At 73.0% G+C, this 19875-nt stretch carries 12 protein-coding genes and 2 pseudogenes; 6 read left to right on the top strand and 8 right to left on the bottom strand.

Annotated features, from left to right (window positions below; genetic code table 11):
• Window positions 1-8 precede the first annotated feature (8 nt).
• The 7 genes from BAW75_RS24385 to ppdK (BAW75_RS24355) all read right to left on the bottom strand — a co-directional run bounded on the left by BAW75_RS24385 (window position 9) and on the right by ppdK (BAW75_RS24355) (window position 8964).
• The gene (locus tag BAW75_RS24385) at window positions 9-860 is read right to left on the bottom strand and encodes an ABC transporter permease (protein ID WP_043329061.1); all 852 of its coding nucleotides are present in this window, start codon (window positions 858-860) and stop codon (window positions 9-11) included.
• Window positions 857-1831: an ABC transporter ATP-binding protein gene (locus tag BAW75_RS24380; RefSeq protein WP_104115043.1), complete on the bottom strand. Its 975-nt coding sequence runs from the start codon at window positions 1829-1831 to the stop codon at window positions 857-859. The genes BAW75_RS24385 and BAW75_RS24380 overlap by 4 nt, the downstream gene beginning before the upstream one ends.
• A gap of 44 nt (window positions 1832-1875) precedes the next feature.
• Window positions 1876-3510: a BCCT family transporter gene (locus BAW75_RS24375; protein WP_104115044.1), complete on the bottom strand. Its 1635-nt coding sequence runs from the start codon at window positions 3508-3510 to the stop codon at window positions 1876-1878.
• 165 nt (window positions 3511-3675) lie between these two features.
• Window positions 3676-4512, bottom strand: a complete 837-nt coding sequence (locus tag BAW75_RS24370; RefSeq protein ID WP_104115045.1) for a siderophore-interacting protein — start codon at window positions 4510-4512, stop codon at window positions 3676-3678.
• 38 nt (window positions 4513-4550) lie between these two features.
• Window positions 4551-5786: a deoxyguanosinetriphosphate triphosphohydrolase gene (locus BAW75_RS24365; RefSeq protein ID WP_104115046.1), complete on the bottom strand. Its 1236-nt coding sequence runs from the start codon at window positions 5784-5786 to the stop codon at window positions 4551-4553.
• The gene (locus BAW75_RS24360) at window positions 5773-6138 is read right to left on the bottom strand and encodes a VOC family protein (protein WP_104115047.1); all 366 of its coding nucleotides are present in this window, start codon (window positions 6136-6138) and stop codon (window positions 5773-5775) included. The genes BAW75_RS24365 and BAW75_RS24360 overlap by 14 nt, the downstream gene beginning before the upstream one ends.
• Window positions 6139-6255: 117 nt before the next feature.
• Window positions 6256-8964, bottom strand: coding sequence for a pyruvate, phosphate dikinase (gene ppdK, locus BAW75_RS24355; RefSeq protein ID WP_104115048.1), 2709 nt, complete (start codon window positions 8962-8964; stop codon window positions 6256-6258).
• Between the two features lie 310 nt (window positions 8965-9274).
• Here ppdK (BAW75_RS24355) and BAW75_RS33050 point away from each other — a divergent pair.
• Window positions 9275-10843 (top strand): annotated as a pseudogene (locus tag BAW75_RS33050) (beta-N-acetylhexosaminidase); the annotation flags it as partial.
• Here BAW75_RS33050 and BAW75_RS24340 read toward each other — a convergent pair.
• Window positions 10796-12442 (bottom strand): annotated as a pseudogene (locus tag BAW75_RS24340) (beta-N-acetylhexosaminidase); the annotation flags it as partial. The pseudogenes BAW75_RS33050 and BAW75_RS24340 sit on opposite strands and share 48 nt — an antisense overlap.
• Before the next feature lie 310 nt (window positions 12443-12752).
• Here BAW75_RS24340 and ppdK (BAW75_RS24335) point away from each other — a divergent pair.
• From ppdK (BAW75_RS24335) to BAW75_RS24315, 5 genes are all read left to right on the top strand, one after another.
• Window positions 12753-15461, top strand: a complete 2709-nt coding sequence (gene ppdK / locus BAW75_RS24335; protein ID WP_104115048.1) for a pyruvate, phosphate dikinase — start codon at window positions 12753-12755, stop codon at window positions 15459-15461.
• A 117-nt stretch (window positions 15462-15578) separates the two neighbouring features.
• Complete coding sequence (locus tag BAW75_RS24330; RefSeq protein ID WP_104115047.1) at window positions 15579-15944, top strand: VOC family protein; 366 nt, start codon at window positions 15579-15581, stop codon at window positions 15942-15944.
• Entirely contained in the window at window positions 15931-17166 is a 1236-nt protein-coding gene (locus BAW75_RS24325) for a deoxyguanosinetriphosphate triphosphohydrolase (RefSeq protein ID WP_104115046.1), read from the top strand. Before BAW75_RS24330 ends, BAW75_RS24325 begins: the two co-directional genes overlap by 14 nt.
• Window positions 17167-17204: 38 nt before the next feature.
• Window positions 17205-18041, top strand: a complete 837-nt coding sequence (locus BAW75_RS24320) for a siderophore-interacting protein (protein WP_104115045.1) — start codon at window positions 17205-17207, stop codon at window positions 18039-18041.
• Between the two features lie 165 nt (window positions 18042-18206).
• Window positions 18207-19841, top strand: coding sequence for a BCCT family transporter (locus BAW75_RS24315; RefSeq protein WP_104115044.1), 1635 nt, complete (start codon window positions 18207-18209; stop codon window positions 19839-19841).
• Window positions 19842-19875 lie beyond the last annotated feature (34 nt).

Genomic DNA, 19875 nt, shown 5'->3' with positions numbered 1-19875 from the left:
ACGCCCTCTCATCCGACCCGCTGCATGGCCCGCTCCCGCCGGGCCGCGACCCGCGAGCCGGACTCCCGGCGGGCCATCCGGCGCAGCACCACCGGGGCCAGCACGAGCCCGAGCACCGCCCAGGCGCCGAGCACGCCGACCGTCTCCAGGTGCCGCCAGGAGCCGCCGAGTTCGACTGCTGCCAGGTCGCCGGGGAGCAGCGCCGAGCGCATGCCCAAGCCTAGCCAGTAGAGCGGGAACACCTGGGCGACGCCCTGCAGCCAGCCGGGCAGGCCGTTGATCGGATAGAAGATGCCGGACAGCGCGATCAGGCCGAAGATCGGCATCACCACCAGGCCCATGTTGCGCGGGTTCTCGATCAGCGAGCCGATCACCGCGCCCAGCGGCAGCGTCGCCACCAGCCCGAGCGGCACCACCCAGGCCAGCGTGAGCCAGGCGCCCGGGTCGCCGAGCCGCAGCCCGTCCAGGAAGAACAGCCCGGGCGTGAGCTGGATGACCACGCCGATCAGCGCGACCGCCGAGACCAGCACGATCTTGCCGACCAGGTAGCCGAGCATGCCGTCCGGGATGGCCTTGGCGCGCAGCAGCGTGCCGTCCTCCCGGTCGATGACGAGCTGGTTGGCCAGCCCGAGCAGGCCGCCGAAGAGCAGGCCCATCCCGAGCGCGCTGGGCAGCGTACGGGCGCCGAGCGAGAAGTCGGTGCCCGGCACCGTCGAGCCGCGCATCCAGAACACGGCGATCAGCAGCACCACGGTGGGGAAGAAGTAGGTCCAGAGATCCTGGCCGTTTGTGAACGTCGCGCGCAGCTCGATCACGCCGCGCCGCAGCCCGGCCCGTAGCGCGTTCGTGGTCGGGTTCATCGGTCCGCCTCCTGCTGCCACACCCGCTCGGCCCGGCCGGTACGGATGCCGGTCTCCTCCTCGTGCACCAGCGCCAGGTACGCGTCCTCCAGGCTGGCCCGGCGCACCTCCAGCTCGCCTATCCGGTCGCCGTGCTCGCGGAGCAGGTCGCGCAGGAACGCGGTGGCGTCGGGGGTGGCGTGCACGTACCGCTCGCCGTCGCGGGTCCAGCGCACCTCGGCGTCCCCCGCGACGCGCCGGGCGAGCTGGTCGGGCGACCCCTCGGCGATGATCCGGCCGCCGGCCAGGATGAGGATGCGGTCGGCCAGCTTCTCCGCCTCGGCCAGGTCGTGCGTGGTCAGCACGATCGTGGTCTCGTCCAGGTCGGCCAGGCGGTGCACCAGCTCGTGGAACTCGCGCCGGGCGGCCGGGTCGAAGCCGACAGTGGGCTCGTCCAGGAACAGCAGCTCCGGGCGGCCGACGATGCCGACCGCCACGTCCAGCCGGCGGCGCTGACCGCCGGAGAGCCGCGACACCCGGCTGCCGGCGTGCGCGGTCAGGCCCACCGTCTCCAGCAGCTCGTCGACCGGCCACGGGCGCGGGATCCGGTCGGTGCCGTACGGCGCGTAGAAGTCGCCGAGGTGCGCGAGCAACTCCCGCACCCGCCACTTGCCGTGGTCGCGCCAGGACTGGAGCACCACGCCCAGCCGCGCGCGCCACCGCTCGTCGCCGCGGGCCGGGTCGCTGCCGAGCACGCGCACCGTGCCGGCCGAGGGCAGCCGGAAGCCTTCGAGGATCTCGATGGTGGTGGTCTTGCCGGCGCCGTTGGGCCCGAGCAGCGCCACCACCTCGCCCCGCCGGGCGGTCAGGTCGACGCCGTGCAGCACGTCGACGGCGCCGTAGCGCATACGCAGATCCCGCACGTCGAGGACGAGATCCTCGTCGGGCGGTCGGGGGGACGCGACGGCCCCAGGAAGTTCGACCGCAGTCATGCCTCGAAATGTAGCACCTATGCTACAAACCGAGGTACCCCCACTCAGCGGCGCCGACTGTGGAACCAGCGGGTGACGGGGGCCGGCTCCTCCTCCTCGTACGACCGGGCCGCGTTCACCGCGGCGGCCAGGCCGGAGCGGCGGGGCCGGGGCCCGGCGCGCAGCACCGGATCGGCTGCCATCTCCCGGAGCACCGCGACGGCCAGGCCCAGCATCACCACGACGAACGGCAGCGCGACCAGGATGGTCGCCTGCTGCAGCGCGGCCAGCCCGCCGGCCAGCAGCAACGCCGCCGCGACAGCGCCGATCAGCACACCCCAGAGCACCACCACCCCGCGGTGCGGCCGCAGCGCGCCGCGCGAGCTGAGCGAGCCGAGCACCAGCGACGCCGAGTCCGCGCTGGTGACGAAGTAGAGCGCGATCAGCACCATGGCGAGCACGCTCGTCAGCGTGGCCAGCGGCAGCGCGTCGAGCAGCCCGAACAGCGCCTGCTCGGACCCGGCTTCCACGTCGGCCACCAGGTCCCGGGTGCCGGTGGTCTGCGTACGCAGGGCGGTCCCGCCCATCACCGCGAACCAGACGGTGCTCGCGCCGCTGGGTATCAGCAGCACCCCGATCAGGAACTGGCGGACCGTACGGCCGCGTGAGATGCGGGCGATGAACGTGCCCACGAACGGCGCCCAGGAGATCCACCACGCCCAGTAGAAGATGGTCCACGAGCCCAGCCAGGCCGGATCGGAGAACGCCCCGGTACGCGTCGACATGCGCACCAGGCCGCTCAGGTAGTCACCGACCGAGGCCGGCAACACCTCCAGCGTGTAGACGGTCGGACCGACCACGAACACGAACAGCATCAGTACGACGGCGATCAGCACGTTCGTGGTGGACAGCCACTTGACGCCCCGGTGCAGTCCGGAGAAGGCGGAGACGACGAACGCGAGCGTGAGCGCGCCGATGATCGTCAACTCGACGGCCCGGCCGTCCGGCACACCGGCCACCAGGTCGAGGCCGGCCGCCACCTGGAGCGCGCCCAGCCCGAGACTGGTCGCGGAGCCGAACACGGTGGCGAAGACGGCGAGCAGGTCGATCGCGCGGCCGAGCGGGCCGTCGGTCCGGTCGCCGAGCAGCGGCGTGAACGCGGACGAGATGCGGTTGCCCCGCCCTTTGCGGAACGTCGAGTACGCCAGGGCCAGCGCCGCGATCGCGTAGATGCCCCACGGATGCAGCGTCCAGTGGAAGAGCGTGTACTGCATGGCGGTCGCGGCGGCGGCCCCGGTCTGCGGCGCGACGCCGGAGGCGGGAGGCGGCGTCGCGTAGTGCTGGATCGGTTCGGCGACGGCGAAGAACACCAGGCCGATTCCCATGCCGGCGCTGAACATCATGGCGACCCAGGCCAGCGTGTCGAACTCCGGCTCGTCGTCGTCGGCGCCCAGCCGGATCCGGCCGAACCGGGAGGCGGCCACGACGACCGCCAGCACCAGGAAGGCGTCCGCCGCGAGCACGAAGAACCAGCCGAACGTGCTCACGGTCCAACTCAGCCCGGCCGCGCCGAACGTCGCCAGGGAACCACGCGCGAACACGCCCCAGGCCACCACGGCCAGCACCCCGGCCACGCCGACCCCGAGCACCACCCGGTCGGCCGGCTGCGTCCCGGCCCGCTCCCCCACGTCTTCCCCCATGACCCCATCCTGGGCAGCGCAGCCGCCCGGGTAGGACGAAACGCCCACTCCGCCTCCGTCGATCATGGAGTTGTGGCGCCCAGGATGCCCGCTTCACACCGGTATCAGAGGCGCCACAACTCCAAGATCGCCGTCGGGAGCGAGGGCGGCGGGCGGCGAGGGCGGTCAGGAGGGGACGGTGGTGGCCTCCTCGGCCTCCACCGCGGCGTTCCAGGCCGGCTTGGCGGAGCGCCAGCCCTCGTCGTCCAGGCCCTGCCGCCAGTAGCCGGAGATGGACAGGTCGCCCCGGGGCACGCCGCGCTCGACCCGCAGCAGCCGCCGCAGCTCCTTCACCGCGCCGGCCTCGCCGTGCACGAACGCGTGCACCCGGCCGGGCGGGAACTCCAGCGCCCGTACCGCCTCGACCAGCGGCTCGCCGTACGGGCGGCCGTCGCGGTGCAGCCAGCACACCTCGACAGCGCCCGCACTGGTCAGGGGCAGCTCGTCGGCCGGGCCGCCGACCTCGACGTACACCTTCGCGGGCGCGCCCGCCGACAGCCGCTCCAGGGCGGCGGCGATGGCCGGCAGCGCGCTGTCGTCGCCCGCCAGCAGGTGCCAGTCGGCGGCCGGGTCCGGCGCGTACGCGCCGCCCGGCCCGGTGAACAACACCCGGTCGCCGGGACGCAGCGCCGCCGCCCACGGCCCGGCCAGCCCCTCGTCGCCGTGGTGCACCACGTCCACCGTCATCTCACCCGCCGCGGCGTCCCAGGCCCGCACCGTGTACGCGCGCAGACGCGGCCACTGCTCCGCCGGGAACTCCCGCTTGATCGTCGCCAGGTCGACCGGGTACGGGTAGGTCACCCCGGCCGGCGGGAAGACGAACTTCACGTAGTGGTCGGTGTACGCGCCCACCGGCAGCCCGGCCAGCTCGGGACCGCCCAGGACCAGGCGGATCAGGTGCGGGGTGGGCCGCGTGGTCCGGACGACCGTGGCGGCGGTGAGCTTCTTCGGGCGGTCCGTCATGCCACTTAGGCTAACCTAAGCTCGCCGGGGTGATCCGGTCAGCTCGGCGACACCAGGCGGGCGTGCCAGGCCAGCGCGGCCGGATCGGTGAGCGAGGCGACCTGGTCGATCACCACGAGCAGCCGTCCGGCGTCGTCCGCCGCCTCCCGCCACAACGGCGCGAACACCGGGTCGAGCGCGTCCGGCGCCCGGTCCAGCAGCGCCGTCACCAGCCCGGCCAGGACGTCGCGCTGCCGCGCGTACCGGCCCTCGGCACCGGGGCGGCGCATCACGTACCGCAGCGCGATGCCCTTGAGCAGCGCGCACTGCGCCCGGGTCCGGCGCGGCACCTCCAGGTCGGCGGCGTAGCGGCGGTGCGGGCCGGGACCGTGGCGCTGCTGCGTGGCGGCCACCACGCGGGAGACGAACCGGCCGGTGAGCACGCTCGTGGTGGCCTTCAGCGCGGCGAGCGCACGGTGGCTGCCGTCGTACGCGGCCAGCGGGGCCAGCACCGGGTCGGCGAGCAGGTCGGCGAGCACCTCGCCCAGGTCCTCCGGCGCCTCACCCGAGTACGTGGCGGACACGTCGGCGCAGAGCGCCCGCCGTTCGTCCGCGTCGGCCAGCAGCGGGCGCAGGTCGACGTATCCGCCGTGGATGCCGTCCTCGACGTCGTGCACCGAGTACGCCACGTCGTCGGCCCAGTCCATCACCTGGGCCTCCAGGCAGCGCCGGGTGCCGGGCGGCGCGCCCTCGCGCAGCCAGTCGAAGACCGGGCGGTCATCGGCGTACACGCCGAACTTGCGCTCACCGGGGCGGCGCGGCCACGGGTACTTGCTCACCGCGTCCAGCGCGGCCCGGGTCAGGTTCAGCCCGGCCGAACGCCCGTCCGCTGTGAGCACCTTGGCCTCCAGCCGGGTGAGCACCCGCAGCGTCTGCGCGTTGCCCTCGAACCCGCCGCAGGCGGCGGCCAGCTCGTCCAGCGCGTACTCGCCGTTGTGCCCGAACGGCGGGTGGCCCAGGTCGTGGGCCAGCCCGGCGGTGTCCACCACGTCCGGGTCGCAGCCGAGGCGGGCGCCCATCTCGCGGGCGATCTGCGCGACCTCCAGCGAGTGGGTCAGGCGGGTACGCAGGAAGTCGTCGGTGCCGGCGGTGTGCACCTGCGTCTTCGCGGCGAGCCGCCGGAACGCCGCCGAGTGCAGCACCCGGGCACGGTCCCGCTCGAACGGCGACCGGCCGTACCCGGTGTCCTTCGGCGCCTCGTCGACCAGCCGCGCCGCGTCGTCAGCCCCGGTCACCGTTGCCGCGTTGGCGCAACACGCAGAACTCGTTGCCCTCCGGGTCGGCGAGCACCGTCCACTCCACGTCTCCCTGGCCGATGTCGACGTGCCGCGCGCCCATGTCGACAAGGCGCTCGACCTCGGCCTCCATGTCGGCCGGGCGCAGGTCGATGTGCAGCCGGTTCTTTCCGTCCTTCGGCCCGGCGACCGGGACGAAGACGAGACCGGGCAGCGTGTCGGGGGTGCGGCGGATCTCCACCTCGTCCGGCTTGTCGGTGATCACCTGATAACCGAGCGCCTCCGCCCACCAGCTGGCGAGCCGGGACGGGTCCCGGGCGTCGACTACCAGGTTCTCCCAGACGGCGGTCATGTGGACACCCCTCCTGATCGACACGCGGCGGAAGCTCAGGTTACGCCGAGGAGGCCGGAAAGGCGCGCCAGGCGGTACGCGGGGCCGTCGATGAACACCGGCGGCCCCGCGTCGGCGTCAGCGGGAGTCGGAGCCGGTGGTGGTGATCGCCGCCCGGCCGGCCTCCAGGCGCGCCACCGGCACCCGGAACGGCGAGCAGGAGACGTAGTCCAGGCCGACCTCGTGGAAGAAGTGCACCGAGTCCGGGTCACCGCCGTGCTCGCCGCAGACGCCCAGCTTCAGGCCCGGGCGGGCCGCCCGGCCCTCCTCGGCGGCGATGCGGACCAGCCGGCCGACGCCGTCGGTGTCGATCGACTCGAACGGCGAGATGCCGAAGATGCCCAGCTCCAGGTAGCGCCAGAAGAACGCGCCCTCCACGTCGTCGCGGGAGAAGCCCCAGCCCATCTGGGTCAGGTCGTTGGTGCCGAAGGAGAAGAACTCGGCCGCCTCGGCGATCTGCCCGGCGGTCAGCGCCGCCCGGGGCACCTCGATCATCGTGCCGATCAGCACCTCGACGCCGCTGTCCCCGACCACCTCGGCGATGATCCGCTCGGCCTCGGCGCGTACCGTCTCCAGCTCCTGCACGGCCCCGACGAGCGGCACCATGATCTCCGGGCAGGCCCTGCCGCCGTCGCGGACGACCGCCACGGCGGCCTCGGCGATCGCGCGGACCTGCATGGCGAACAAGCCCGGGATGACCAGGCCGAGCCGGACGCCGCGCAGGCCCAGCATCGGGTTCTCCTCGTGCATCCGCCGGACGGCGGCGAGCAGCGCCTCCTCCTTCGCGACGTCCTCGCCGCGCTCCTGCGCGACCGCGACGTTCACCGCGAGCTGCTCCAGCGGGGGCAGGAACTCGTGCAGCGGCGGGTCGAGCTGCCCCACGGTGACCGGCAGGCCGTCCATCTCCCGGAAGATCTCGATGAAGTCGGCCCGCTGCAGCGGCAGCAGCGCCGCGAGCGCGTCCTCCCGCTCCCGCGCGCCGGAGGCCAGGATGAGCCGCTCGACCAGCTCGCGCCGGTCACCGAGGAACATGTGCTCGGTGCGGCACAGGCCGATGCCCTCGGCGCCGAAGCGCCGGGCCCGGGCCGCGTCCGCGCCGGTGTCGGCGTTCGTGCGCACGCGCAGCCGCCGCGCCGCGTCGGCGTGCGTCATGATCCGGTGTACGGAGCGGACCAGCGCGTCGTCGGTGTTCTCCGGGTCGAGTTCGCCCTCGAAATACTGCACCACCTCGGACGGCATGACCGGCACCTCGCCGAGGTACACCTTGCCGGTGGTGCCGTCGATCGAGACCACGTCGCCCTCGTTCACCACGTGGTCGCCCACTGTGAACCTCTTGGCCGGCACGTTGACGTCCAGCTCGTCGGCGCCGGAGACGCAGGTCTTGCCCATGCCGCGGGCCACCACCGCGGCGTGGCTGGTCTTGCCGCCCCGGGAGGTCAGGATGCCCTTGGCGGCGATCATGCCGTTGAGGTCGTCCGGGTTGGTCTCCCGGCGGACCAGGATGACCGCCTCGCCCTCGGCGGCCAGCTCGACCGCCCGGGCCGAGGTGAAGACGACCTTGCCGGACGCGGCGCCCGGGGAGGCGCCGATGCCCTTGGCGACCGCCTCGAACTCGTGGTCGAGCTGGAAGCGCGGGAACATCAGCTGGGCGAGCTGCGCGCCGTTGACGCGGTGCAGCGCCTCGTCCAGGTCGATCAGGCCCTCGTCGACGAGCTGCCCGGCGATGACGAACGCGGCGGCGGCGGTGCGCTTGCCGACCCGGGTCTGCAGCATCCAGAGCTTGCCGCGCTCGATGGTGAACTCGATGTCGCAGAGGTCCTTGTAGTGCTCCTCCAGCCGGGCCATGATGCCGAGCAGCTGGTCGTAGGAGGTCTTGTCGAGCTGCTCCAGCTCCTGCAACGGCACGGTGTTGCGGATGCCTGCGACCACGTCCTCGCCCTGGGCGTTGGCCAGGTAGTCGCCGTAGATGCCCTGCGCGCCGCTGCCCGGGTCGCGGGTGAACGCGACGCCGGTACCCGAGTCGGGGCCGAGGTTGCCGAAGACCATCGCCACCACGTTGACGGCGGTGCCCAGGTCGGCCGGGATGCGCTCCTGGCGGCGGTAGAGGATCGCCCGCTCCGCGTTCCACGAGTCGAAGACCGCGCGGATGGCGAGGTCGAGCTGCTCGCGCGGCTCCTGCGGGAACTCGCGGCCGGTGTGCTTGGCGAAGATCTTCTTGTACGCGTCGACCAGCCCCCGCAGGTCGTCGGCGTCCAGGTCGAGGTCGTTGTGGGTGCCCTTGGCGCTCTTGATCTCGTCCAGCGCGTGCTCGAACTCCTCGCCCGGCACCTCGCAGACGGTCTTGCCGAACATCTGGATCAGCCGGCGGTACGAGTCCCAGGCGAACCTGTCGTTCCCACCCGCCTGGTTGCTGAGGCCGACCACGCTGCGGTCGTTGAGACCCACGTTGAGGACGGTCTCCATCATGCCGGGCATGGAGAACTTGGCGCCGGAGCGTACCGAGACCAGCAGCGGGTCGTCCGGGTCGCCGAGGCGGCGGCCCATCTCGCGCTCCAGGGACTCCAGGTGCGCCTCGATCTGCGCGGCCAGGCCGTCGGGCTCACGCCCGGTCGTCAGGTACGCCTTGCAGGCCTCGGTGGTGATCGTGAAGCCGGGCGGAACCGGCAGGCCGAGGTTGGTCATCTCGGCCAGGTTGGCCCCCTTGCCGCCGAGCAGATCCTTCAAATCCTTGTTGCCCTCGGCGAAGTCGTACACGTACTTGTGCTCGCCCGATTCCTGCGCTTCCACCAGAGCCTCCAACGCGCGCCATTGACACTTAACGAAGGTTTAGTTCGGACATACCCCGGGAGTGACCACCGGTAATCCCGGCTCGTCAGCGTCGGTGGGCCGAAGGCTAGGCGAGTTTCGTGAAACCTGGGAGCGTTCGGTGACTTTCGGCACAACGGTCGCCACTATGCGCGTTCGTACGGGTTGTTGGGAACGCTTCCACGAGCACGATCACGCAATTCCGCTTCCCCTCGTACTCTTGACTGACTGCGTCCCGCGGATCCTCACCTTTGCCATATCCCGCGCGAATACACCCCTCGGAGCCGTCGCCGTGCCGACCACACCCACCGCCCCGGAGACCGGGCCGGAGCCGACCGAAACCCGTCCCACCAGCACGCCGGGTGAAGTGCTGCCCGGCGTGGCGACGCCTGCCGCCGAGCTGGCGCGTGTCGCCGCTGGCCGTGCCACCGAAGTTCTCGCCGGTCCGGCGCCGGTCCGGCTCGACGACGTGGTGCCCGCGCCCGAGCAGGTGTTCCCGGACCCCGCGGGCGACTTCACGCTGGGCGCGGACGCGGCGCTGCGGGTCAGCCCCGCCGGGCGGGACGTGGCCGAGCAGCTCGCCGCCTGGCTGCGTCCGGCCACCGGCTTCCCGCTGCCGGTCACCGACGTCCCCGCCCGGGGGGACGGCCCGCTGACGCTCACGCTGTCCCCGTCCGCCCCGGATGCCGCCGCTGCTCCCGGGACCCGGGCGACGGACGACGGCTCCGGCGGGCCGGCCGTCGGCGGGCTCGGGGGCGAGGGCTACCGCCTCGACGTGACCGCCACCGGCGTCCGGATCACCGCCGCCACCCCGGCCGGCCTGTTCCACGGTGCGCAGACGCTACGGCAGCTCCTGCCGGCCGCGATCGAGAGCCCCACGCCGGTCGCCACCCGCTGGGCAGTGCCCGGCGGCACGGTCGTCGACCGTCCGCGTTTCCCCTACCGGGGCGCCATGCTCGACGTGGCCCGGCACTTCTTCCCCGTCGAGGACGTGCTGCGGGTGGTCGACCACCTGGCCCGGTACAAGCTCAACCACCTGCACCTGCACCTCACCGACGACCAGGGCTGGCGGATCGCCGTCGACTCCTGGCCCCGGCTCACCGAGGTGGGCGGCGCGACAGCTGTCGGCGGCGGCCCCGGCGGCTGGTACTCCCGCGACGACTACCGGCACATCGTCGCGTACGCGGCCCGCCGGCACGTCACTGTGGTGCCCGAGATCGACCTGCCCGGCCACACCAACGCGGCGCTCGTCGCGTACCCCGAACTGGCGCCCGGCAAGGTCGCGCCACCGCCCTACACCGGCACCGAGGTCGGGTTCAGCTACGTCGACCCCGCCGACGAGCGGACGTACGCCTTCGTCGCGGACGTGGTGGGCGAGGTGGCCGCGCTCACGCCGGGGCCGTGGCTGCATCTCGGCGGCGACGAGGCGTTCAAGGTGCCGGCCGAGAGCTACCGCGCCTTCGTGGAACGGGCGCAGCGACTGGTGCAGGCCACCGGCAAGACGGTGGTCGGCTGGCACCAGCTCGCCCCGGCCGGGCACGTCGACGGGCGCGTCCTGCAGTGGTGGGGCACGAACGGCGACGACCCGGAGACCGCCGACGCGGTACGCCGGGGCGCCCGGCTGATCCTCTCCCCCGCCAACCACGCGTACCTGGACATGAAGTACGCGCCGGACACCCCGATCGGGCACGACTGGGCGGGTCTCATCGACGTGCGCCGGGCGTACGAGTGGGATCCGGGCACCCACGTGCGGGGCGTACCGGCCGAGGCCGTGCTGGGCGTGGAGGCGCCGCTGTGGACCGAGTCGGTGAGTACGCGGGCCGTGGCCGGCGAGGCGGCTACGGAACCGCTGCCAGTCGTGCGTGGCACGCGGTGACCAGCCCAGCTCCGCGACGGCGGGCAGGCGGGGGAAGAGCATGTACTCGACCTCGGCCCGCGTACTCACCGACTCGGTCCACAGCGGCGCCTCCACGCCCAGCACGGCCTCGGCCGGTACGCCCCGCACGTGGGTGCCCGGATCCCACTCGTACGCCCGGCGCACGTCGATGAGACCCGCCCAGTCGTGCCCGATCGGGGTGTCCGGCGCGTACTTCATGTCCAGGTACGCGTGGTTGGCGGGGGAGAGGATCAGCCGGGCGCCCCGGCGTACCGCGTCGGCGGTCTCCGGGTCGTCGCCGTTCGTGCCCCACCACTGCAGGACGCGCCCGTCGACGTGCCCGGCCGGGGCGAGCTGGTGCCAGCCGACCACCGTCTTGCCGGTGGCCTGCACCAGTCGCTGCGCCCGTTCCACGAAGGCGCGGTAGCTCTCGGCCGGCACCTTGAACGCCTCGTCGCCGCCGAGATGCAGCCACGGCCCCGGCGTGAGCGCGGCCACCTCGCCCACCACGTCCGCGACGAAGGCGTACGTCCGCTCGTCGGCGGGGTCGACGTAGCTGAACCCGACCTCGGTGCCGGTGTAGGGCGGTGGCGCGACCTTGCCGGGCGCCAGTTCGGGGTACGCGACGAGCGCCGCGTTGGTGTGGCCGGGCAGGTCGATCTCGGGCACCACAGTGACGTGCCGGCGGGCCGCGTACGCGACGATGTGCCGGTAGTCGTCGCGGGAGTACCAGCCGCCGGGGCCGCCGCCGACAGCTGTCGCGCCGCCCACCTCGGTGAGCCGGGGCCAGGAGTCGACGGCGATCCGCCAGCCCTGGTCGTCGGTGAGGTGCAGGTGCAGGTGGTTGAGCTTGTACCGGGCCAGGTGGTCGACCACCCGCAGCACGTCCTCGACGGGGAAGAAGTGCCGGGCCACGTCGAGCATGGCGCCCCGGTAGGGGAAACGCGGACGGTCGACGACCGTGCCGCCGGGCACTGCCCAGCGGGTGGCGACCGGCGTGGGGCTCTCGATCGCGGCCGGCAGGAGCTGCCGTAGCGTCTGCGCACCGTGGAACAGGCCGGCCGGGGTGGCGGCGGTGATCCGGACGCCGGTGGCGGTCACGTCGAGGCGGTAGCCCTCGCCCCCGAGCCCGCCGACGGCCGGCCCGCCGGAGCCGTCGTCCGTCGCCCGGGTCCCGGGAGCAGCGGCGGCATCCGGGGCGGACGGGGACAGCGTGAGCGTCAGCGGGCCGTCCCCCCGGGCGGGGACGTCGGTGACCGGCAGCGGGAAGCCGGTGGCCGGACGCAGCCAGGCGGCGAGCTGCTCGGCCACGTCCCGCCCGGCGGGGCTGACCCGCAGCGCCGCGTCCGCGCCCAGCGTGAAGTCGCCCGCGGGGTCCGGGAACACCTGCTCGGGCGCGGGCACCACGTCGTCGAGCCGGACCGGCGCCGGACCGGCGAGAACTTCGGTGGCACGGCCAGCGGCGACACGCGCCAGCTCGGCGGCAGGCGTCGCCACGCCGGGCAGCACTTCACCCGGCGTGCTGGTGGGACGGGTTTCGGTCGGCTCCGGCCCGGTCTCCGGGGCGGTGGGTGTGGTCGGCACGGCGACGGCTCCGAGGGGTGTATTCGCGCGGGATATGGCAAAGGTGAGGATCCGCGGGACGCAGTCAGTCAAGAGTACGAGGGGAAGCGGAATTGCGTGATCGTGCTCGTGGAAGCGTTCCCAACAACCCGTACGAACGCGCATAGTGGCGACCGTTGTGCCGAAAGTCACCGAACGCTCCCAGGTTTCACGAAACTCGCCTAGCCTTCGGCCCACCGACGCTGACGAGCCGGGATTACCGGTGGTCACTCCCGGGGTATGTCCGAACTAAACCTTCGTTAAGTGTCAATGGCGCGCGTTGGAGGCTCTGGTGGAAGCGCAGGAATCGGGCGAGCACAAGTACGTGTACGACTTCGCCGAGGGCAACAAGGATTTGAAGGATCTGCTCGGCGGCAAGGGGGCCAACCTGGCCGAGATGACCAACCTCGGCCTGCCGGTTCCGCCCGGCTTCACGATCACCACCGAGGCCTGCAAGGCGTACCTGACGACCGGGCGTGAGCCCGACGGCCTGGCCGCGCAGATCGAGGCGCACCTGGAGTCCCTGGAGCGCGAGATGGGCCGCCGCCTCGGCGACCCGGACGACCCGCTGCTGGTCTCGGTACGCTCCGGCGCCAAGTTCTCCATGCCCGGCATGATGGAGACCGTCCTCAACGTGGGTCTCAACGACCGCAGCGTGGTCGGCCTCAGCAACCAGGCGGGTGGGAACGACAGGTTCGCCTGGGACTCGTACCGCCGGCTGATCCAGATGTTCGGCAAGACCGTCTGCGAGGTGCCGGGCGAGGAGTTCGAGCACGCGCTGGACGAGATCAAGAGCGCCAAGGGCACCCACAACGACCTCGACCTGGACGCCGACGACCTGCGGGGGCTGGTCGACGCGTACAAGAAGATCTTCGCCAAGCACACCGGCCGCGAGTTCCCGCAGGAGCCGCGCGAGCAGCTCGACCTCGCCATCCGCGCGGTCTTCGACTCGTGGAACGCGGAGCGGGCGATCCTCTACCGCCGCCAGGAGCGCATCCCGGCCGACCTGGGCACCGCCGTCAACGTGGTGGCGATGGTCTTCGGCAACCTCGGCCCCGACTCGGGTACCGGCGTCGCGTTCACCCGCGACCCGGGCAGCGGCGCGCAGGGCATCTACGGCGACTACCTGGCCAACGCCCAGGGCGAGGACGTGGTCGCAGGCATCCGCAACACCGTGCCGTTGCAGGAGCTGGAGCAGCTCGACAAGACCTCCTACGACCAGCTGCTCGGCATCATGGCCCGGCTGGAGGAGCACTACAAGGACCTCTGCGACATCGAGTTCACCATCGAGCGCGGCAAGCTCTGGATGCTGCAGACCCGGGTCGGCAAGCGCACCGCCGCCGCCGCGTTCGTCATCGCCGGGCAGCTCGTCGACGAGGGCCTGATCGACCTGGACGAGGCGCTGCACCGCGTCAACGGCGCGCAGCTCGCCCAGCTGATGTTCCCGCGCTTCCAGCTCGACCACGAGTTCGAGGCGGTCGCCAAGGGCATCGGCGCCTCCCCGGGCGCCGCGTCCGGCAAGGTCGTCTTCACCTCGGCCCGGGCGGTCGAGCTGGCCGCCGAGGGCGAGGCGGTCATCCTGGTCCGCCGGGAGACCAACCCGGACGACCTCAACGGCATGATCGCCGCCAAGGGCATCCTGACCTCCCGGGGCGGCAAGACCAGCCACGCCGCGGTGGTGGCCCGCGGCATGGGCAAGACCTGCGTCTCCGGCGCCGACGAGCTGGACGTCAACGTGCCGGCCAAGAGGTTCACAGTGGGCGACCACGTGGTGAACGAGGGCGACGTGGTCTCGATCGACGGCACCACCGGCAAGGTGTACCTCGGCGAGGTGCCGGTCATGCCGTCCGAGGTGGTGCAGTATTTCGAGGGCGAACTCGACCCGGAGAACACCGACGACGCGCTGGTCCGCTCCGTACACCGGATCATGACGCACGCCGACGCGGCGCGGCGGCTGCGCGTGCGCACGAACGCCGACACCGGCGCGGACGCGGCCCGGGCCCGGCGCTTCGGCGCCGAGGGCATCGGCCTGTGCCGCACCGAGCACATGTTCCTCGGTGACCGGCGCGAGCTGGTCGAGCGGCTCATCCTGGCCTCCGGCGCGCGGGAGCGGGAGGACGCGCTCGCGGCGCTGCTGCCGCTGCAGCGGGCCGACTTCATCGAGATCTTCCGGGAGATGGACGGCCTGCCGGTCACCGTGGGGCAGCTCGACCCGCCGCTGCACGAGTTCCTGCCCCCGCTGGAGCAGCTCGCGGTGAACGTCGCGGTCGCGCAGGAGCGCGGCGAGGACGTCGCGAAGGAGGAGGCGCTGCTCGCCGCCGTCCGGCGGATGCACGAGGAGAACCCGATGCTGGGCCTGCGCGGCGTCCGGCTCGGCCTGGTCATCCCGGGCTTGTTCGCCATGCAGGTCCGCGCGATCGCCGAGGCCGCCGTGGCGGTCGTCCGCGACGGCGGCAGGGCCTGCCCGGAGATCATGGTGCCGCTCGTCGGGGCCGTGCAGGAGCTGGAGACGGTACGCGCCGAGGCCGAGCGGATCATCGCCGAGGTGGTCGGGGACAGCGGCGTCGAGGTGCTGATCGGCACGATGATCGAGGTGCCCCGGGCGGCGCTGACCGCCGGGCAGATCGCCGAGGCGGCCGAGTTCTTCTCCTTCGGCACCAACGACCTGACCCAGATGGGCTGGGGCTTCTCCCGCGACGACGTGGAGGGCGCGTTCTTCTGGCGCTACCTGGAGCTGGGCATCTTCGGCATCTCGCCGTTCGAGTCGATCGACACCGACGGCGTCGGCCGGCTGGTCCGCATCGCCGCCGAGGAGGGCCGGGCGGCCCGCCCGGGCCTGAAGCTGGGCGTCTGCGGCGAGCACGGCGGTGACCCGGACTCGGTGCACTTCTTCCACGAGGTCGGCCTGGACTACGTCTCCTGCTCGCCGTTCCGGGTGCCGGTGGCGCGCCTGGAGGCCGGCCGGGCGGCGATCACCACCACCGGCTCCGACTCCCGCTGACGCCGACGCGGGGCCGCCGGTGTTCATCGACGGCCCCGCGTACCGCCTGGCGCGCCTTTCCGGCCTCCTCGGCGTAACCTGAGCTTCCGCCGCGTGTCGATCAGGAGGGGTGTCCACATGACCGCCGTCTGGGAGAACCTGGTAGTCGACGCCCGGGACCCGTCCCGGCTCGCCAGCTGGTGGGCGGAGGCGCTCGGTTATCAGGTGATCACCGACAAGCCGGACGAGGTGGAGATCCGCCGCACCCCCGACACGCTGCCCGGTCTCGTCTTCGTCCCGGTCGCCGGGCCGAAGGACGGAAAGAACCGGCTGCACATCGACCTGCGCCCGGCCGACATGGAGGCCGAGGTCGAGCGCCTTGTCGACATGGGCGCGCGGCACGTCGACATCGGCCAGGGAGACGTGGAGTGGACGGTGCTCGCCGACCCGGAGGGCAACGAGTTCTGCGTGTTGCGCCAACGCGGCAACGGTGACCGGGGCTGACGACGCGGCGCGGCTGGTCGACGAGGCGCCGAAGGACACCGGGTACGGCCGGTCGCCGTTCGAGCGGGACCGTGCCCGGGTGCTGCACTCGGCGGCGTTCCGGCGGCTCGCCGCGAAGACGCAGGTGCACACCGCCGGCACCGACGACTTCCTGCGTACCCGCCTGACCCACTCGCTGGAGGTCGCGCAGATCGCCCGCGAGATGGGCGCCCGCCTCGGCTGCGACCCGGACGTGGTGGACACCGCCGGGCTGGCCCACGACCTGGGCCACCCGCCGTTCGGGCACAACGGCGAGTACGCGCTGGACGAGCTGGCCGCCGCCTGCGGCGGGTTCGAGGGCAACGCGCAGACGCTGCGGGTGCTCACCCGGCTGGAGGCCAAGGTGCTCACAGCGGACGGGCGTTCGGCCGGGCTGAACCTGACCCGGGCCGCGCTGGACGCGGTGAGCAAGTACCCGTGGCCGCGCCGCCCCGGTGAGCGCAAGTTCGGCGTGTACGCCGATGACCGCCCGGTCTTCGACTGGCTGCGCGAGGGCGCGCCGCCCGGCACCCGGCGCTGCCTGGAGGCCCAGGTGATGGACTGGGCCGACGACGTGGCGTACTCGGTGCACGACGTCGAGGACGGCATCCACGGCGGATACGTCGACCTGCGCCCGCTGCTGGCCGACGCGGACGAACGGCGGGCGCTCTGCGCCGACGTGTCCGCCACGTACTCGGGTGAGGCGCCGGAGGACCTGGGCGAGGTGCTCGCCGACCTGCTCGCCGACCCGGTGCTGGCCCCGCTGGCCGCGTACGACGGCAGCCACCGTGCGCTCGCCGCGCTGAAGGCCACCACGAGCGTGCTCACCGGCCGGTTCGTCTCCCGCGTGGTGGCCGCCACGCAGCAGCGCCACGGTCCCGGCCCGCACCGCCGCTACGCCGCCGACCTGGAGGTGCCGCGCCGGACCCGGGCGCAGTGCGCGCTGCTCAAGGGCATCGCGCTGCGGTACGTGATGCGCCGCCCCGGTGCCGAGGGCCGGTACGCGCGGCAGCGCGACGTCCTGGCCGGGCTGGTGACGGCGCTGCTGGACCGGGCGCCGGACGCGCTCGACCCGGTGTTCGCGCCGTTGTGGCGGGAGGCGGCGGACGACGCCGGACGGCTGCTCGTGGTGATCGACCAGGTCGCCTCGCTCACCGATCCGGCCGCGCTGGCCTGGCACGCCCGCCTGGTGTCGCCGAGCTGACCGGATCACCCCGGCGAGCTTAGGTTAGCCTAAGTGGCATGACGGACCGCCCGAAGAAGCTCACCGCCGCCACGGTCGTCCGGACCACGCGGCCCACCCCGCACCTGATCCGCCTGGTCCTGGGCGGTCCCGAGCTGGCCGGGCTGCCGGTGGGCGCGTACACCGACCACTACGTGAAGTTCGTCTTCCCGCCGGCCGGGGTGACCTACCCGTACCCGGTCGACCTGGCGACGATCAAGCGGGAGTTCCCGGCGGAGCAGTGGCCGCGTCTGCGCGCGTACACGGTGCGGGCCTGGGACGCCGCGGCGGGTGAGATGACGGTGGACGTGGTGCACCACGGCGACGAGGGGCTGGCCGGGCCGTGGGCGGCGGCGCTGCGTCCCGGCGACCGGGTGTTGTTCACCGGGCCGGGCGGCGCGTACGCGCCGGACCCGGCCGCCGACTGGCACCTGCTGGCGGGCGACGACAGCGCGCTGCCGGCCATCGCCGCCGCCCTGGAGCGGCTGTCGGCGGGCGCGCCCGCGAAGGTGTACGTCGAGGTCGGCGGCCCGGCCGACGAGCTGCCCCTGACCAGTGCGGGCGCTGTCGAGGTGTGCTGGCTGCACCGCGACGGCCGCCCGTACGGCGAGCCGCTGGTCGAGGCGGTACGGGCGCTGGAGTTCCCGCCCGGCCGGGTGCACGCGTTCGTGCACGGCGAGGCCGGCGCGGTGAAGGAGCTGCGGCGGCTGCTGCGGGTCGAGCGCGGCGTGCCCCGGGGCGACCTGTCCATCTCCGGCTACTGGCGGCAGGGCCTGGACGACGAGGGCTGGCGCTCCGCCAAGCCGGCCTGGAACGCCGCGGTGGAGGCCGAGGAGGCCACCACCGTCCCCTCCTGACCGCCCTCGCCGCCCGCCGCCCTCGCTCCCGACGGCGATCTTGGAGTTGTGGCGCCTCTGATACCGGTGTGAAGCGGGCATCCTGGGCGCCACAACTCCATGATCGACGGAGGCGGAGTGGGCGTTTCGTCCTACCCGGGCGGCTGCGCTGCCCAGGATGGGGTCATGGGGGAAGACGTGGGGGAGCGGGCCGGGACGCAGCCGGCCGACCGGGTGGTGCTCGGGGTCGGCGTGGCCGGGGTGCTGGCCGTGGTGGCCTGGGGCGTGTTCGCGCGTGGTTCCCTGGCGACGTTCGGCGCGGCCGGGCTGAGTTGGACCGTGAGCACGTTCGGCTGGTTCTTCGTGCTCGCGGCGGACGCCTTCCTGGTGCTGGCGGTCGTCGTGGCCGCCTCCCGGTTCGGCCGGATCCGGCTGGGCGCCGACGACGACGAGCCGGAGTTCGACACGCTGGCCTGGGTCGCCATGATGTTCAGCGCCGGCATGGGAATCGGCCTGGTGTTCTTCGCCGTCGCCGAACCGATCCAGCACTACGCGACGCCGCCTCCCGCCTCCGGCGTCGCGCCGCAGACCGGGGCCGCCGCCGCGACCGCCATGCAGTACACGCTCTTCCACTGGACGCTGCATCCGTGGGGCATCTACGCGATCGCGGCGCTGGCCCTGGCGTACTCGACGTTCCGCAAAGGGCGGGGCAACCGCATCTCGTCCGCGTTCACGCCGCTGCTCGGCGACCGGACCGACGGCCCGCTCGGCCGCGCGATCGACCTGCTCGCCGTCTTCGCCACCGTGTTCGGCTCCGCGACCAGTCTCGGGCTGGGCGCGCTCCAGGTGGCGGCCGGCCTCGACCTGGTGGCCGGTGTGCCGGACGGCCGGGCCGTCGAGTTGACGATCATCGGCGCGCTCACGCTCGCGTTCGTCGTCTCCGCCTTCTCCGGACTGCACCGGGGCGTCAAGTGGCTGTCCACCACGAACGTGCTGATCGCCGTCGTACTGATGCTGTTCGTGTTCGTGGTCGGTCCGACCGTCTACACGCTGGAGGTGTTGCCGGCCTCGGTCGGTGACTACCTGAGCGGCCTGGTGCGCATGTCGACGCGTACCGGGGCGTTCTCCGATCCGGCCTGGCTGGGCTCGTGGACCATCTTCTACTGGGCGTGGTGGATCTCCTGGGCGCCGTTCGTGGGCACGTTCATCGCCCGCATCTCACGCGGCCGTACGGTCCGCCAGTTCCTGATCGGGGTGCTGCTGATACCCAGCGGCGCGAGCACCGTCTGGTTCGCGGTGATGGGCGGGACCGCCCTGCGTACGCAGACCACCGGCACCCGGGACCTGGTGGCCGACGTGGAAGCCGGGTCCGAGCAGGCGCTGTTCGGGCTGCTCGACGCGCTGCCGCTGGCCACGCTGACGAGCGTGCTCGCCATGGTGCTGATCGCGCTCTACTTCGTCACCAGCGCGGACTCGGCGTCGCTGGTGCTCGGCTCGCTCAGCTCGCGCGGCGCGCTGCGGCCGCACCGCGGGGTGGTGGTGCTCTGGGGTGTGCTGATCGGCGCTGTCGCGGCGGCGTTGCTGCTGGCCGGCGGGCTGGCCGCGCTGCAGCAGGCGACCATCCTGGTCGCGCTGCCGTTCGTCGTGGTGATGCTGGGCCTGGCCGTCGCGGTGCTCCGGGAGATGGCAGCCGATCCGGTGCTGCGCGCCGGGCCCCGGCCCCGCCGCTCCGGCCTGGCCGCCGCGGTGAACGCGGCCCGGTCGTACGAGGAGGAGGAGCCGGCCCCCGTCACCCGCTGGTTCCACAGTCGGCGCCGCTGAGTGGGGGTACCTCGGTTTGTAGCATAGGTGCTAC

The organism is Micromonospora chalcea, from assembly GCF_002926165.1.
Taxonomy (GTDB): domain Bacteria; phylum Actinomycetota; class Actinomycetes; order Mycobacteriales; family Micromonosporaceae; genus Micromonospora; species Micromonospora chalcea.
This window is presented reverse-complemented; position numbering and strand designations above follow the sequence as displayed.

What these genes read in the sequence shown, in the direction of transcription:
- BAW75_RS24385 (WP_043329061.1), bottom strand. Translation starts at nt 860, where the DNA reads ATGAACCCGACCACGAACGCGCTACGGGCCGGGCTGCGGCGCGGCGTG.
- BAW75_RS24380 (WP_104115043.1), bottom strand. Translation starts at nt 1,831, where the DNA reads ATGACTGCGGTCGAACTTCCTGGGGCCGTCGCGTCCCCCCGACCGCCC.
- BAW75_RS24375 (WP_104115044.1), bottom strand. Translation starts at nt 3,510, where the DNA reads ATGGGGGAAGACGTGGGGGAGCGGGCCGGGACGCAGCCGGCCGACCGG.
- BAW75_RS24370 (WP_104115045.1), bottom strand. Translation starts at nt 4,512, where the DNA reads ATGACGGACCGCCCGAAGAAGCTCACCGCCGCCACGGTCGTCCGGACC.
- BAW75_RS24360 (WP_104115047.1), bottom strand. Translation starts at nt 6,138, where the DNA reads ATGACCGCCGTCTGGGAGAACCTGGTAGTCGACGCCCGGGACCCGTCC.
- BAW75_RS24330 (WP_104115047.1), top strand. Translation starts at nt 15,579, where the DNA reads ATGACCGCCGTCTGGGAGAACCTGGTAGTCGACGCCCGGGACCCGTCC.
- BAW75_RS24320 (WP_104115045.1), top strand. Translation starts at nt 17,205, where the DNA reads ATGACGGACCGCCCGAAGAAGCTCACCGCCGCCACGGTCGTCCGGACC.
- BAW75_RS24315 (WP_104115044.1), top strand. Translation starts at nt 18,207, where the DNA reads ATGGGGGAAGACGTGGGGGAGCGGGCCGGGACGCAGCCGGCCGACCGG.